Consider the following 16,475-nt stretch of genomic DNA (forward strand, 5'->3'; position numbering starts at 1 on the left):
CTCATTCAGGAGTTAAAATTTATATGACACGCTAAGGCGAATATCACGCCCTGGCTCTTTGATCCCTACTACACTTTCATAGCCTGGTATGTGCCCGTAATCAGCAACACTGCCGTGGCTTAAGTAAGATTCATCAAGCAAGTTCTGTACTGATAAATCAAACCTTAAATTTGTAAGCGGCTCGTAGGTGACATAAGCATCAAATAAATCGTATCCTGGTTTATTGATTGTTTCGAGCTCGCTCAACCAGCCAAGTTCAATTGAGCGGTGGAATACTTCAATATCATTAAGGCTGGCAACATGGTTATAGTTCAAACCAAACTTAATTTGCTCATTTACATGGTAGTTAAAGTTTACATTGATAGAATCGCCAATTGCATTGCCTAAACCACCATATTCGTAGGCGGCCATTTCAATACCATCGATATTAACCGTGCTGTAACCTGAGGCGTCATCGGCATCTGGCCACACAAATGAGGCATTATTTAATTCAACATCGTTATGGCTGTAACTTACGATAACATCAAAATTATCTCCTTGATAACCTGATACCAGTTCAATACCTTTGGTTTCTAAATCACCAATGTTTTCGTAAAACACCCCTTCACGGCCTTTAAACTTATCAAATACCACGTCGTTAATTACGCTTAAGTACATTGATGCTTCAAATAACCAGGTACCATCGTTATACACTAAGCCAAGCTCTGTGTTATCGACTTCTTCAGGTGATAAATTTTGATTTGGTGTAAGCTCACCAACAGTAAAGGCATCAGCTACTTGTCGGCCTCTGAGTGCTTGCGCATAACCAGCAGACAACTTTAATGACTCTGTAAAGCTATACTCAAAGCCAATGTTACCACTAACGCCATCTTGCTTGTCTGTCGAAAACTCATCTGTTGTAGTCACTGGCGCACCACTGGCATCGGTTTCAACTACCCACACACCATCAACTTGTATCCAATTGGCTTCTATACCGCTGTGATCCAGTTCATACGCGTCATAACGTGCACCAAAGCTAAGTAACAAAGCATCCGTTAGTTGCCAATGATCTTGCACATAAACACCGGTTACAGTGCCTTCTTCGTCAAAAATACCGCCAAAATCTTCATACGATTGCGAGTGCACTTTATCCACTTTTTGCTCTACACCATATGTCAGCGTATGTTGGCCTAAATCACTGGTATTTCGGATATCAAACCCCGTGGTTTCTATTGTGGCATCCCAAGTGTAAAGTTCGCGCTTAAAAGATGATTCGGTTCGATAAATCGTTGTTTCAAGGTTTACTGCACTATTTAAGTACCAAGCATGATTTAATACCATGGTTTCACGCTCTCCCCACGACATAAATAGTGGATCACTTTCAAGCGGAGCCCAGTTAGTCTGTTTACCAAACTCACCTTCTTCTTTGCGGTTTTCGTAACTGAGAGTTAAGTTTTGGTTTTCTGTCAATTCGGCATTTAGCTTAATAAATGCAAGGGTTTGATCGGCTGCGGTGCCAGGTATTTCTTCGCCATCACCGTCGTCCATATTGTCGCGGCTAACATTTACGTATGATGCTAACACCCCGACTTTGTCTGTTAACTTGCCGTATAGAGAGAGGCTTTCTTTGTGGCCGTCATTACTAAAGTAACTCGCTTTGGCAATACCACCAAATTGCTCATTATCACTGAGTAAGTTATCTGCACTTTTTGTTTTAAAGCGAATAGCACCGCCAACAGCGCCTGTGCCGGATGTTGCCTCACCTGCACCGGCTTGTACTTCAACACTTTGTAATAGTTCAGGCTCAATAGCAACACGGCCAATATGATGAAACAGTGTACTGGTTTGCGGCGCACCATCTACAGTTACATTAACCATAGAGTCTTCCATACCGCGTACAAATATTTTTTGTGCTATGCCTAGTGAACCACCCACAGTCACAGAAGGCGTATGACGAAAAATATCTTCTAAATCGTTTGCTTGGTAGTTTTCAAGCTCAAGTGGGGTAATTTCTGAATTTGTTGTAGCGCCAACGACTGTGATTTTTTCTATTTTCTTTTCTTGTTTAGACTCTGCATGAGCGTTAAAGCACAGCGCAAGTACAGCACTGGCAATACTGGTTTTTACAAACGTGTTATTTTTTAATACAGATGACATGAACTAGGTCTCAAATAAGTGTTAAATACTTAATTAAGAATTATTACTATTTAAGTTCAGTAATGATACGACTTTTACAATTGTTACATTTAAGAAATAGGAATCATTATCACCACTATTAACCCTCCAGCGGGATCGTTCTCTGCGCTGATCTGCGCTCTAACACTGGCTAAGTGACGTTTAGCCAAGGCTAAGCCTAAACCAAAGCTATCACCTTCACTGATCCGCGCGTCGTCGACCCTAAAAAATGGCTCAAATACTTTTTCTAAATACTGCTCAGGAATACCTGGACCTTGATCGCTTATTTGTAATTTGTAACAACCAGCTTCTAACGACATACTAATAGTAACTTGCTCACTTACTGGGGTATAACGCAGCGCATTTCTTATCACGTTTTCAATGGCTGGACACAAAGCGCGGTGGCAACTGTTTTCAATTATTGCACTGGCTGGTGCATTGACAATCAATTTGCGATCAGGAAATTCATAACGGGCATCTTCAATTAATACATCGAGCAGATCCACCAAATCAACAGGCTCTTGCTGAATAATGGGCTTTTCATTTTCAAGCCATGCAAGGGTTAAACTGTCTTCAACAAGTTTGCGAATATGCTTAGACTCACGGGTAATTCGCTCAAGATGCTGCTTACTTTCATGTTCATCAAAGTTTTCAACGGCAATATCTAAGCGAGTCAATGGCGTTCTTAATTCGTGGGATAAGTCTGAAATAAGCTGGCGTTGATTATTAATTAGCTCACCAATATGACTGGCCATTTTATCGAAAGTCAAAGCAAGCTGGGCAAGCTCATCTTTGCGGCCGCCTAAATATTTCGCCACCCTGACTGAAAAGTTACCACGGCTAAACTCTGCCGTCGCTTTCTCTAGTTGCTGTAAAGGCGTAATGATATGGCGATATAAAATAATCGATAACACCACTAAAACCAGCATGGGCATAATTATTTGCAACATGAACTTAGTTGTTGTCCAGTGATTACCTGGGCGCATACGATCAGGCAATTTTATAAGTAAACTGGCATTCGAGTCGGTAAATGGGATCTCCATAATGGGGTTTTGCTCAAAATACAAGTGGATCTTCCACTCTACGCTGCGGCCAAAATGATAATTACCGACTATCTCTTTATCAAACGTTTCGCCAGCGATATGCTTAACTTTAAAGCCAGCGATAGATATCCAAGTATTCTCCTGTGCTTTTAAATCTGCCAGCCACGTATTTAACTCGGTTGTCTTTCCCGCTGTATAAAGCTGTTCAGCATGTGCTCCCCACGCTTGTAATTGCGCACGATCTTGCTCTGCAATAAAGCTCATGCTTTCTTCGGTTTTTAAGGTGAATAGGTGTAATAAATAAAAGAATGAAACTAAACCAGTGACTAAAATTAGGCATAACTTCCAAAGTAATTTACGCTTCATTTAAAGCAGTATCCTTTACCATGCACTGTTTGTAAGCGCTCCCCTAGCCAGTTTGCTTCTGTTAGCTTTCTTCTTACTCGACTAAGGTGCATATCGATACTGCGATCATAAGCGCCTAACTTTTTATTGAGTACCGCTTGATATAAGTCTGCTTTACTGACTATTTGATTTTGCTGTGAAACTAACTCCCACAGCAATTTAAATTGGATCGGCGTAAACTCTAGCTCTGCACCATTAACATAAATAACTTGCTTGGCAGCATTAAGCATTAGGCCATCAATGTTTATTTCTACGTGGCTATTAGGTTGAACGCTGACTTGACTACGCCTGAGTAGACTTTCTATTCTTAGTAGCAGCTCTTGGGTGTTAAATGGTTTCGCAACGTAATCATCTGCGCCATGACTTAAACCTAAAATACGCTCTTCTTCAGCGCCTTTTGCCGAGACCATGATGACAGGTTGTTGACTGGTTTCGCGCAATTTTTTTAATAGCGATACACCATCTAATTTAGGTAACATTTTATCAAGTAAAATAAGGTGATGTTGTTGAGTCTGGGCTATTTTTAACCCTGTGACACCATCATAGCACTGCTCAACGTTGTAACCTGATTTAACCAATAAATCGGTGAGGTAATTATTTAACGTACTATCGTCTTCTATTAATAAAACTTTTATTTTTGACACCAGGACACCCAAAATTAATACAAACGATAATTGCTATTGTTTTCATAATAATCATTGAGCTTTGTAATGTAAATAATTACCTAGGTGCTTAAACAATCCACACAGTTTACGTTACGCTTTATAAACAAGTTTAAAAGCGATTTTTCCCATTAGTATTTTCAGGCTTCATAACTTGCTACACTAATCACGTGTCACAAAAGCGTGTAGAATCACGACTTAAAAATGAGCCAAACACTAAACTCACATCTTTTGATGGTTTAAATAAACAGCAGCCGTTAACGCGATGATTTCTTATTCTTGATGCTCAAATTGACCACGATACACTTCAAATACTTTTAACACTGTGTGTTGCGCCTTGCTAAGGCCATCAAACCAGGCATCAAATAAGTCATCATCATCTTGGTCGCTCAACGCTAAATATTGCGCAAGCAATTCAACAATATCATTGTGGGTGCAACTTAATGGATCTATTTGTTGTGCAAGCACACTATGATCACGACTACGTAATGTTTCCATCACCCTCTGATCTATCTCTTGGGTGTTTTCTTGGGCAGATTCACTCATAAAATTCTTAGCTCCTATATCCGACTACATATTATTTATAACAGGCTAATTCCCAATAGCTAGTTTTTTTGATCTAACTGCTTATTTTTTAATTTATTTGTGTAAATTAGCAGCATTGACGCCACTTCCTGATGTTTAAAATAGTATTTGCAAAGGCTCTTTGTTTACTATAAATTACCGTTATAATATCACATAACACTAATTATTTAGTAAAAGGCGTTTTATGAAACCAAATATTCATCCTGATTACCAAACAGTTGCTTTTCACGATACAGCTGCAGATAGTTATTTTTTTATCGGTTCAACGATCAAAACCGATCGCACCATTGAGCTTGATGGAAAAACTTATCCCTATGTGCCTATTGATGTTTCCAGTGATTCACATCCATTTTATACAGGTAAGCAAAAATCAGTGACTACAGATGGCCGCGTTGCTGCATTCAACCGTCGCTTTAAAAACCTTGGGAGCAAATAATTCATGAAAGTATTAAGTTCACTAAAAAGTGCAAAAAACCGTCCCGGCTGTCAAATTGTTAAGCGCAAAGGTCGCGTTTTTGTAATTTGTAAAGACAACCCACGCTTTAAAGCTGTGCAAGGAATGAAAAAGAAAGGCCGTTGATCTTTTATTTTTGAGTACATTAACTTACTAAACCAAAGTCAGCTTAAAGATTAGTATGTTAATGTGCTCTTGCAATTTCCATGTCATTCGTCGCAACATTTCCTTTACCTTGATACTCCTCTGCAACCCTTGCCATCTCTACTTTTTAGCTAAACAGTACAAAACGCTACATAACTATCATTCACTAAACAAAATTGAAACTTTAAAGTTGCCCATGTTAATCCAGTGCTAATTGCACTTAACAAGTAAAGAACCCATACCCACAATACAAAGATGGGCCTGTGGGAATAGAACAATAATCAACCGGGTGAAACAATGAAAAATCAAAATATACTCAGTGCAAGTATAAAGTTCGCTTTATTTGCTTCTGCAGCGTCGCTTTCAACTCTTGCTGTTGCGCAACAAGAAGACGGTGTAAAAAAAGTAGAGCGTATCGAAGTTACCGGCTCGCGGATTTTACGAGAAGGCGCAATTGCACCTGCGCCTGTTACGGTGATCAGTGGCGAAGACCTCGTTAACACAGGTGCCGTTAATATTGGTGAAGCATTAAATAAATTACCAGCACTAGGTAATACATTCTCATTAGCAAACTCTGGTCGCTACATTGGTACTGCGGGCTTAAATACATTAGATCTTAGAAGCATGGGAACAGATAGAACGCTCGTGCTTGTTAATGGTAAGCGACATGTTTCAAGCTCAGCTGGCTCTCAAGCTGTGGATACAAATGCAATCCCAAGTGTTTGGGTAGAGCGAGTTGAAATCATCACAGGCGGCGCATCTGCGGTATACGGTGCTGATGCAGTTACTGGTGTAGTAAACTTTATTCTTAAGGAAAACATTGAAGGATTTGATGTAAGTGTTACTAAAGGAGCTTCTGAACTTAGTGATTACAATAATGAAAAAGCTACGTTTTCTTATGGTACAAACTTTGATAATGACCGTGGTAATGCTGCTTTCTCTGTTGAATATTCATCACAAAATACGTTAAATGCTTTAGATCATCCTTGGACAGATGGCTCATACAGAGAGTTAAGAAACCAAGCACAACAAGACGACCCTACGCTCCCAGACAAAATTTACACTCCAAACGCAGGTTACTTCGCATTAAATAACTCTGGCGTATTTGATCTTGGCTCTGGTTTTGTAAATACCTTTAATCCCGATGGCACTCATCGTGATATTTATATTGGCAACAATGTAGACGGTGTTCAATGTGCTGACTGTGATTCATTCAATTTAGCTCAATTCACTGAAATACAACCTGCATTTGAGCGCTACAATGTTAATTTCAAAGTAAATTATGACGTTACTGATGATCTAAATGCCTACTTTGAAGGTAAATATGTAAACAGTGAGGGTGAAAGTATTGGCCAACCAGCTTTCTTCTTTTTTGACCCTAGAAACTCTATAAAAATTGATAACCCATTTTTAGATCCCAGTGTTAAAAGCCTAATGGAACAAGCTGGTGAAAATGGCGAAGGTGTTGATTCTATAATGGTTAACCGTATGATGACTGACTTAGGTCGTCGTATCGAAAATAACACCCGTGAAACGACTCGATTTGTAGCAGGCCTCAAAGGAACTGTATTCTCAGATTGGGAATTAGACAGTTCAATCGTCTATGGCGTAACTGATCTTGAGCGCGTTAACGGTGCAAATATGATCATGGCTAACTATTTTAACGCACTTGATGCGGTTGATGATGGCAATGGCAATATTGTTTGTCGAGATGAAGACGCAAGAGCGGCAGGTTGTGTACCTGTGGATATCATGGGTTTTGGTGCGCCTAGTCAAGAAGCAATTGACTATATCAATACCGTATCTGTAGGTACATCAAAAATCACCCAAACTGTTGTTTCTGCATCACTTTCCAACGGTGCTATTTATGAGTTACCAGCAGGCTATATTGGCTTTGCTGCCGGTGCAGAATACCGTAAAGAAAAAAGTGAAACGGAAGAGCCCGATAATGCGGTAGGTACCTTTTTTAATGCCCTTGGTGAAGATAAAGGTGAGTTTGACGTAAGCGAAATATATTTTGAAGCGTCAGTACCACTGCTATCAGATTTACCAATGGTTCAAGATCTTGTCCTAGATACTGCTGTACGTTTTGCTGATTACAGTACTATTGGCAATGCAACAAGTTGGAAGCTTGGTTTAGATTGGACGGTAAATGATCAGATGCGCGTAAGAGCAACGCAATCAGAAGCCTTAAGAGCGCCTAACATTGGTGAAATTTATGGTGCTGCAAGTCAAACTTTCTACAACGTTGACGACCCATGTAAAGCTGATAATTTAAATGATTTACAAAATAGCGATACTCGTCGCGCAAACTGCGCTGCATTAGGTGTACCAACAGATTTCAATTCTGATTACGATTCAGCTACATTAGAAGGTTTAGTTAGTGGTAATCGCGAAGTACAAGGAGAAGAATCTACAAGTACAACCATTGGTTTAGTATATCAACCAAGCTTTATCGAAAATGCTGTATTAACAGTTGACTATTGGAAAATTGAACTTGAAGACGCGATTTCTACAATCGGCTCACAAGACATTCTTGACCGTTGTGTAGATAGCAGTACTGGTATTGATAACCAATATTGTAATTTAATCACTCGCGACAGCACTTCAAGTGAAATTACATTAATTCAAAACTCTGTACTAAACGTTTCAGGACAAGACGCATCTGGTGTCGATTTCGAGTTAGGCTATGATTTTGATGCACTAGAAGGTAGCTTTACTACTCGCCTAATTGGTACTTATTTAATAGAACGTAAGGTCTATGCATTCCAAGATGAACCTGATGAATACATTGAGTATGCAGGCACTACTGGTGAATCTCAATGGCAAGCAAACTTATCTCTAGGTTATAAATATGAAAACTTCTATACAACATTTGATACCCGTTATCTAGAAGAAGTCAGTATTTATACAGACCAACAACTAGAGGATAACCCAAATCCAAGTAATTTATTAACCTATGGCACATACTTCATTTCGGACGCCACTGTTGGTTATAACTTTGAAAATGGCTTTGGTGTAAAAGTAGGTGTAGATAACTTATTCAACCGTAAACTACCATTTGGTACGATTGGAACAGGTTCTGGCACTGCTAGCTACGACAACATTGGTCGTTTAGGTTATTTAAAACTATCGTATAAGTTTTAAAACAAATGGCACATAACATGTGCCATTACTCTCCCAACAAAGCCTAATTTGATTAGGCTTTTTTATTAAATTAGTAATAAGCGGGTTTATCACTTACCAAATAACAGTTCCCAAAAACCGGGAGGCTCATGTAATTTATGATATTGTTTACGCAGTCCATTAATCGATTTTAATGGCCCTTTAGCAGCATTTAACCCTTGCTCGTTTGCGAGTTTCTTGGCAAGTTCTGCTTTAGACAGTACTTTATCTAACCCTTGTAACGACTGCGTTTCTTCGTTGTGGAATGTCGCTGTTTTAGCACGTTGCACCAACGCAATAAATTCATCAATTGCTTGATTAAACTCACCTAACTGTGTGGCTTCTACACTTTTCTTATAGGCTAACCCCATATTTTTCATATTCGTTTCAAGATCGAGTGTCTCGCCAGCATATAAAACCGGGGTAAAAAGTAATACAAAAAAACATAACAGTGTTTTCATTTAAAACCTAACTGACTTAAAAGTAATTACACATATTGTACACCGCTATGCGTATGAATATAACCTTTACCTAAATGGGGTCAAGCTATGAGGTTTACCGCTGCTCTGCTAAGATAATAATTAAATTGAATAATTAGTTGAGTGTTTATTTAATGCGATTATGGCGTATTTTTTGTATTTATTCTTTATTGTGTTTTTGCGCAACTACGCATGCCACTGTTAATGTTATTTTTATTAATCCAGGGTTTGATAAACAGCCTAGTACCGACGCGCAGAGTACCGGTGAATTCTGGTATAAAGTATCTAATATAATGCAAGCTGCCGCAGATGATCTAAATATTACTCTCACAACCCATTTCGCCAATCGAAATCATATAACAATGAAAGCACTTATTGCAGATGCAATAAAGTCTAAGCCCGATTATTTAATTCTCGTTGATGAGAAAAAGGTCCTCAGTGATTATTTAACCACACTCAACACACATGATATTCCGATTTATTTTTTATTAAACAGACCTGATAAACTAAAGCTGAGCACTCTTAAGCAACGTAATGTCCACGTCATTGGTAGTGTAGTGCCTGGAAATCAAGAGGCTGGTAAACATTTAGCAACTTTACTATATCAACAACATAGCAAGATTAATTCAGGGACAATGAATCTCCTCGCATTACTTGGCGATTACACCACACCTGCGGCAATTAAACGACGTGCTGGTTTAGCTAACTTTCTATCTGAACACCCTGATGTGACACTTGTTGCAGAAGATGTTGCTCATTGGTCAAGGCAACAAAGCTATACAAAGACCTTTGCATATTTACAAACAGTGCCAAGTATTAATGCGATTTGGTGTGCCAATGATGCTATAGCCTTTGGCGCTGCCCATGCATTAAATGCGCAGCAACGCAGAGACACTGCTGTCGTAGGTGGTTTCAATTGGGATAGCGCACCTGCTGAGGATACATACTTAGACATTTCTATGGGCGGGCATGTATTATTGGGCGCATATGCGCTGTTAGCTATTTATGATGCGACTAAAAGGCCACAACAATTTGCCATACAGCACGAGGATTTAACCTTTTTTACACAAAAGAAACCGATGCTCCAGCCGCTTATCGAGCATATAAATGATGGCGAATTAGGTAAAATAAACTTTCTAAAATTCGCACGTAGCCAAGCAAACCATTTGATATTCACTGTCGAAAATCTATCTAAAGAGCTCAAAAACACACTGTAAAGGGGCTTTACAGTCATTTTTAAGCACGCTATACATTATTCGCTATTCGACAACCATAAACCTTGATACGGGCTAAGCTCAATAGTTTGTAGATCGTCAGACAGCTGAACTCCTTCGATTAATTCGTACCAATGTTCTGTTGCGATTAAATTTAGATCAGCTAACAATAATTGCTGCGGTTGAGCACTGACATTATAAACGCAAAAAATACTTTGCCGTCTGTCGATACTTTGTCGCCAAAAACCAAATAGTGCGCCAGTTAAATGTAGGGTAAACTGAGTTGCATTAGGATGAAATGCAGGCTGCTTTATTCTAACTTTCAATAACTTACGAATGTTTTCAAACACCTGTGCATAGTGGCTACTAGTATCCGCTAATTTGTTAAGTAAATCAGCTTCTTGCCAACGGTGACGATTCACTGAACGGTTATGCTGAGTGTTATCAAAACGCACATAATCATTGGTAGTTCCCATTAAGCTATGGATATAAAGCCCTGGGATCCCCTCCAGAGCAAACATAATGGCATGCGCACATAAAAACCGTTGTAGTCCCCACTTGTCTGGCCCTTGATGAGTTCCCTGCAACGCATCAAATAAAGCTATATTTAATTCATAAGGTGAGCTGGTACCATTTTCAGCAGTGCGCATCGACACTTTACCGCCAAAACGACTGACCGTAGTAACCATTTTCGCTACTTCATTGTGATCTAATAACCCCTCAACAGGTCTTAAGCCAATACCATCGTGTGATGCAATAAAATTAAAGTATGCCGTGCCATTTTGTGCCGGCGGCATACTCATCATCCAATGTTTCAATGCTGCGCTGTCACCACTTAATAAAGTGTGTAAAAGTAAAGGCGGGAGTGAAAAGTTATAAATACAGTGCGCTTCATTGGCATTACCAAAGTAAGATAAGTTTTCACGATTAGGAATATTGGTTTCTGTGATGATCACCACATTGGGCTCTACGTGCTCAATTAACGTTCTCAGTAGGCGGATCACCTCATGAGTTTGCGGTAAATTAATACAGGATGTATGCAACTGCTTCCATAAAAAGGCGACGGCATCTAAACGAAAAATTCGTACCCCATTGTCCAAATAATGACGAATAATACCGACAAACTCATTTAATACTTCTGGATTTTCGAAATCAAGATCAACTTGGTCATGGCTAAACGTACACCACACATGGCGATCTCCTACTGCCGTTTGCACTGTATTTAATAATGGTGATGTGCGTGGTCTAACAACCTGTGATAAATCATCTGCTAGGCTTGCCGTTTTAAAATAACTTAACCCCGGCTCCTTGCCCTGTAAAAAGTTTTCAAACCACCGGCTGCGACTTGAACAGTGATTGATCACTAAGTCTGCCATTAGTTTCACATCGTTCGCAATTGCTTGAATATCCTGCCAGCTCCCGAGTGACTCGTTCACCTGTACATAACTCATCACCGAAAACCCTTCATCTGAGCTATACGGATAAAATGGCAGAATATGTAAAGAATTAATATAATCTGCACACTGAGTTTTAATAAAGCGATGCAAGGTATGTAATGGTGGCTCTATTGGGTTTGGCACAGCATCTGCAGCATCATTAAAGCGCATGATAGAATCACCGTAGGCGATTAAAATAATATCCTGCTCACTCCAGCGATTTTTATGAGGTGTAGGATCACGAACCGCATCATCTTTTAGCATAGTAGTAATAAGCTGGTTTGCTAATTGTGATAGGCTTACACCAAGATTACTGTCAGCGTAAATTGTTTCTAAGTGCTGCTCAACGCGTTGCTGTAATAACTCTCTGCTCATTATTAACCTCTTTGTTCACTTACGATGAAAACTCTTTATTATCAAGTTCAACCGCTTCTTCCAAACGCGCAAACACATCTGGCATCGCTGAAGCTACGCGGTTCCAACTTGGCACAAACGGCGCTTCCATCGGGTGTTGCAAAAAATGCTGCCCTGCATTCATGATGTTTTGTGCGAACATTTCAACGGCTTTTTCTTCTTGATGAATATCGAGCTTTAAACCATTCATCATGGCATCGTTATGGTAGGTTTCGATAAAATCCAGCGCAATTCGGTAATACGTTGCTTTTAGAGAACGAATGGTTTCAGTGGTAAATGTCACCCCTTGCGTGGCTAACTTACGAAATAGCGCTTTAGTAATGTCTATCGACATTTTCGATAGGCCAGCCGCTTGGTTATCCAATGACAAAGTTTGGTGTTTATGATCATAGTTATCTGCGATATCGACTTGGCATAAGCGATTGTGCGAGTAGTTACGGTACATTTCTGATAATACGCCAATTTCTAACCCCCAATCACTAGGTATGCGAATATCGTTTAATACATCACGGCGAAACGAAAACTCCCCCGCCAATGGGTAACGAAATGAATCCATATACTCTAAATAATCGGTGCTGCCTAAAATCGTTTTAAATGAGCGTAACAATGGCGTTACTAATAAGCGTGAAACACGGCCATTGATTTTGCCGTCTGCGGTTCGCGGGTAGAAACCTTTACAAAATTCATAATTAAAGCGTGGATGGGCAACCGGATAAATTAACCGTGCCAATAAGCTACGGTCATACGTTAAAATATCACAATCATGTAACGCTATAGATTCGACTTTTGCGGTTGCTAACTTATAACCCATGCAATACCAAACATTACGGCCCTTCCCAAGTTCTCGCGGCGCTACACCGAGCGTTTGCAATTCTTTGTCAAGCGCTTGCAAGCGTGGCCCTTCATTCCATAAAACACGGTGGTGTTGGCCAAGCTCCGCAAAAAATTGTAACGCATGACGATATTGGCTTTCATCAGCTCTATCTAAACCAATTGTAATTTGTGATAAATAAGGCACATGTTTAAGCTCTTTGATGATATTTTGCAGTGCAGGACCTTCAAGTTCACTGTAAAGAGATGGCAAGATCAAACCCATTGGTCGTTGCTCTGAAAAACGAACCAATTCAGCTTCGATATCTTCAAGTGGTCGATCGGCAATATTATGTAACGTTGTAATGATGCCATTTTGATAAAAATCAGCCATGTGATTGCTCCTGTTTAGACGCTAGTTGCGCTTTGATAACACTTAAATCGGACACTTCGTCTATCCAACCTTGCGGTGCGGGATGTTCACTGAGTAACCAAGGTTTATGAGCTAACTTGGCTTTTGCTTTACTTGCTGGGTTATTAATTAAAATTGCAATATCTGCTTCGTCGAGCATCGCCATGTCGTTTTGACTATCACCTAAAGCAATGGTGGTGAAAGAATAGCGATAATGTTGTTTAAACTGATTAAGTAGCCAATTTTGAGCAATCCCTTTATTAGTATTGCGATTAAGGTGAATAAAACGCCCACCTATTAACACCTCATACTCAAGCGGTTTTATCGCTTCTAAAAAGTCCAACAGTTGCTGCTCTGTCCCTTGCCAAAATAACGGATCTGAATACTCCCGAATGCGTGCAAGCTCACTTTGCTCAATACTCAGCCCCGTAATTTGACTGACTTCTTGTGCAGATAATTGACTAAATAAACGATAATAATCACTAAACTCATGAGCATGAGTATGTAGCTCTTGCTGTAATTGCTTACAACTAGGCGATAATGCATAACGCCAATGCTCATCGAGCTCTTCACATCCTATGGGTTTGAGGTCAAAATAAAATTTAGGGATATAAACTGCGGAACCGTTTTCGATTATAAAAGGTTGGTTATGCCCTAATGATTTTTGTAATGCATTTACCTCTGCAAAAGTTTTACTAGTATTAAAGATAACAGTAATACCAGCTGTCGTTAATTCTGTTAAAAACGGTTTTATTTCATCGCAGTGGTAATCATTATGATCAAGTAATGTCCCGTCTAAGTCGGTAAAAATAAGCGGCATGGAGGTATCATCAGCACGTAACTTCATAGACGCAATATCACGCGACTTATCTAATACTAATAATGCATCAGCATGCTCTGGTAACTGGCTTAAGTTTTCTCGGGTAATTCGCTCAAAATGAGAGATAAAACGCACTAGCTGCGTTTCATCAAATGTGCCTTTCCCCGCCCCTTTTTTATTTAATAACTTTTGTTCTTGCTCTAACCGCCAGCCATAGACATCTGCAAACGACGGCGCTTTAAGCATTACCGTGTAATCAATCATAGCAAATACATCTTGGTACTCATTGGCTAAGCAGCTATTCACACAACGTCGCCAAATCCCTTCTGAGTCTTCATGTTCTTCTAATTGATTTACGGGCTGATGTAATTGATACGGCTGCTGTGCTTCACTGCCAACGCACCAGCCTTCAAAAATGATAATATCTACCGCTAGCTCAGTGACAGGCCATAACGATTTTTCAATCGGATCGTCTGTTCTCTTATCAAACTTAGGCAATGAAACACTGCTTTTACCTTGTAACAATTCGCTGAAAGTATGTTTCATTAAAGCGGTATCATGGGTACCTGGCACACCACGAGTGGCAAACAAAGGATGAACATCTTGTGCCAGTTGCAAACGATGCTCTCGGCTGTGATAAAAATCATCAATCGATATCGCGATACTGTTTAAAGTCGTATTACAATTAAACCAAGTAACTAAAAAGTCAGCTAGGGTTGATTTACCCGAGCCTTGACAACCGTTTATAGCCACCAGCATTGGTCGCCCAGTTGGTTTAAAACGAAGAATATCTTCTGCTAACGGCACAAAATACTGCTCGCTTAAATATTGGTATTTAAGGGGTAGCTGATGCTTTGCTAAAAACGGGGTAATATCCACAATATTGGCCTCTTGCATAATCGCTCCTGATCAGTATGACACTGTTAACAAGATAAATGCAGTTAGTAGACCACTATTTAAATACCTTTAGTTTTAATGAGTTAAAAAAATAGCGCATTTAAAATGCGCTATTATGGTGCAATATAATTGCTATATGAGCAGTTATTAAGCAGGCTTTTCAGCCTTTGGTAACACTAAATTAAGTACGATGCCCAAAATTGCGCATAAGCTAACACCTTGCAAGCTAAATTCACTGCCACCGATGTGCATACCGCCAATCCCACACACTAAAATTAACGCTACAATACTTAAATTACGTGGGGCAGTTAAGTCTTCCCCCGATTTAACCAGTGAATTTAAGCCTACTACGGCAATTGAGCCAAACAACAAAATCATGATCCCGCCCATCACTGGAACAGGGATCGTTTGTAAACCAGCACCCATTTTAGCTACGAATGCTAAAATAATGGCGATAATAGCCGTCCATACCATTACTTTTGGGTTGAAATTGCGAGTTAACATCACTGCACCTGTCACTTCTGAATAAGTTGTGTTGGGTGGTCCACCAAAAATTGATGCTGCAGTAGTAGCTAGGCCATCACCAAACAATGTGCGGTGTAAGCCTGGTTTTTTCAGGTAGTCTTTATTGGTGACTTGGCTAATTGCCATCATATCGCCAATATGCTCAATCGCCGGTGCGATAGCAACCGGTACCATAAACAACACTGCCTGCCATTTAAATTCTGGCCACGTAAATGCTGGCATTGCCAACCACTGCGCATCAGTTACAGCATCAAATTGAACGATGCCCATCACTAAAGACACGCTATACCCGGCTATAACGCCCGCTAAGATAGGAATTAGTTTAAATACGCCCTTGCCCCATACTGCAAATATCAAGGTAACTAACAAAGAAAATGCGGCGATCCAAATTGCTTGACCATAAGGGATCAACTGTAGGGAGCCATCACCACTTTTACCCATAGCCATATTCACGGCAACAGGAGCAAGCGCTAAGCCAATCACCATGATCACAGGCCCCACAACGACTGGCGGTAAAATTTTATGTAACGTTGCAACCCCTTTGAGCTTCACTAAAATACTTAGCAACATATACGCGCCACCTGCGGCCATTAGCCCTCCCATGGTCGCAGGCACACCCCATAATTGTACACAAGCAATGATAGGGGCTATAAACGCAAATGATGATGCTAAGAATATTGGCACTTGGCCTTTAGTAACAATATGAAAGAGTAAGGTACCAATACCCGCTGTAAATAGCGCAACATTAGGGTCTAAACCAGTAAGTAATGGCACCAAAACCAAAGCACCAAATGCTACAAACAGCATTTGTGCCCCGGTTAATATGGTTTTGATTGAGAAAATCGATTTATCCACG

13 protein-coding genes are annotated in these 16,475 nt (G+C 39.9%); 4 read left to right on the forward strand and 9 right to left on the reverse strand.

The annotated features are described in order from the left end of the window. Positions 1 to 12: 12 nt before the first annotated feature. The 4 genes from PHAL_RS0102115 to PHAL_RS0102130 form a co-directional block, all read right to left on the reverse strand. Positions 13 to 2,136: a TonB-dependent receptor gene (locus tag PHAL_RS0102115; RefSeq protein WP_016706756.1), complete on the reverse strand. Its 2,124-nt coding sequence runs from the start codon at positions 2,134 to 2,136 to the stop codon at positions 13 to 15. A gap of 89 nt (positions 2,137 to 2,225) precedes the next feature. After that, positions 2,226 to 3,563, reverse strand: coding sequence for a sensor histidine kinase (locus PHAL_RS0102120; protein WP_016706757.1), 1,338 nt, complete (start codon positions 3,561 to 3,563; stop codon positions 2,226 to 2,228). Further along, a complete protein-coding gene (locus tag PHAL_RS0102125) occupies positions 3,560 to 4,246 on the reverse strand; it encodes a response regulator transcription factor (protein ID WP_016706758.1) in 687 nt (228 codons plus the stop codon). Before PHAL_RS0102125 ends, PHAL_RS0102120 begins: the two co-directional genes overlap by 4 nt. 291 nt (positions 4,247 to 4,537) lie before the next feature. Next, positions 4,538 to 4,810 carry a hypothetical protein gene (locus PHAL_RS0102130; RefSeq protein WP_016706759.1) on the reverse strand — a complete coding sequence of 91 codons (273 nt, stop codon included), beginning with the start codon at positions 4,808 to 4,810 and terminating at the stop codon, positions 4,538 to 4,540. Between the two features lie 223 nt (positions 4,811 to 5,033). Here PHAL_RS0102130 and PHAL_RS0102135 point away from each other — a divergent pair, with 223 nt between their 5' ends. The 3 genes from PHAL_RS0102135 (at position 5,034) to PHAL_RS0102145 (ending at position 8,594) form a co-directional block, all read left to right on the forward strand. Next, on the forward strand, positions 5,034 to 5,285 hold the full coding sequence (locus PHAL_RS0102135) for a type B 50S ribosomal protein L31 (protein WP_016706760.1): 252 nt from the start codon (positions 5,034 to 5,036) through the stop codon (positions 5,283 to 5,285). A gap of 3 nt (positions 5,286 to 5,288) precedes the next feature. Continuing rightward, positions 5,289 to 5,429, forward strand: a complete 141-nt coding sequence (ykgO, locus tag PHAL_RS0102140; RefSeq protein ID WP_016706761.1) for a type B 50S ribosomal protein L36 — start codon at positions 5,289 to 5,291, stop codon at positions 5,427 to 5,429. Between the two features lie 315 nt (positions 5,430 to 5,744). Next, positions 5,745 to 8,594: a TonB-dependent receptor plug domain-containing protein gene (locus tag PHAL_RS0102145; protein WP_016706762.1), complete on the forward strand. Its 2,850-nt coding sequence runs from the start codon at positions 5,745 to 5,747 to the stop codon at positions 8,592 to 8,594. 89 nt (positions 8,595 to 8,683) lie between these two features. Here the strand turns inward: PHAL_RS0102145 and PHAL_RS0102150 are convergent, their stop codons facing one another. Beyond that, entirely contained in the window at positions 8,684 to 9,073 is a 390-nt protein-coding gene (locus PHAL_RS0102150; RefSeq protein ID WP_016706763.1) for a cytochrome b562, read from the reverse strand. A gap of 152 nt (positions 9,074 to 9,225) precedes the next feature. Here PHAL_RS0102150 and PHAL_RS0102155 point away from each other — a divergent pair, with 152 nt between their 5' ends. Further along, a complete protein-coding gene (locus tag PHAL_RS0102155) occupies positions 9,226 to 10,308 on the forward strand; it encodes an ABC transporter substrate-binding protein (RefSeq protein WP_016706764.1) in 1,083 nt (360 codons plus the stop codon). 35 nt (positions 10,309 to 10,343) lie between these two features. Here the strand turns inward: PHAL_RS0102155 and PHAL_RS0102160 are convergent, their stop codons facing one another. The 4 genes from PHAL_RS0102160 to PHAL_RS0102175 form a co-directional block, all read right to left on the reverse strand. Continuing rightward, complete coding sequence (locus PHAL_RS0102160; RefSeq protein ID WP_016706765.1) at positions 10,344 to 12,116, reverse strand: alpha-amylase family glycosyl hydrolase; 1,773 nt, start codon at positions 12,114 to 12,116, stop codon at positions 10,344 to 10,346. 19 nt (positions 12,117 to 12,135) lie between these two features. Further along, positions 12,136 to 13,359 carry a glycosyl transferase gene (locus tag PHAL_RS0102165; protein ID WP_016706766.1) on the reverse strand — a complete coding sequence of 408 codons (1,224 nt, stop codon included), beginning with the start codon at positions 13,357 to 13,359 and terminating at the stop codon, positions 12,136 to 12,138. After that, positions 13,352 to 15,094, reverse strand: a complete 1,743-nt coding sequence (locus tag PHAL_RS0102170; RefSeq protein ID WP_016706767.1) for an HAD-IIB family hydrolase — start codon at positions 15,092 to 15,094, stop codon at positions 13,352 to 13,354. The genes PHAL_RS0102165 and PHAL_RS0102170 overlap by 8 nt, the downstream gene beginning before the upstream one ends. Positions 15,095 to 15,241: 147 nt before the next feature. Further along, positions 15,242 to 16,474 carry a uracil-xanthine permease family protein gene (locus PHAL_RS0102175; protein ID WP_016706768.1) on the reverse strand — a complete coding sequence of 411 codons (1,233 nt, stop codon included), beginning with the start codon at positions 16,472 to 16,474 and terminating at the stop codon, positions 15,242 to 15,244. Between the last annotated feature and the right edge of the window lies 1 nt (position 16,475).

The sequence above is a fragment of the Pseudoalteromonas haloplanktis ATCC 14393 genome, from assembly GCF_000238355.1.
GTDB lineage: Bacteria > Pseudomonadota > Gammaproteobacteria > Enterobacterales > Alteromonadaceae > Pseudoalteromonas > Pseudoalteromonas haloplanktis.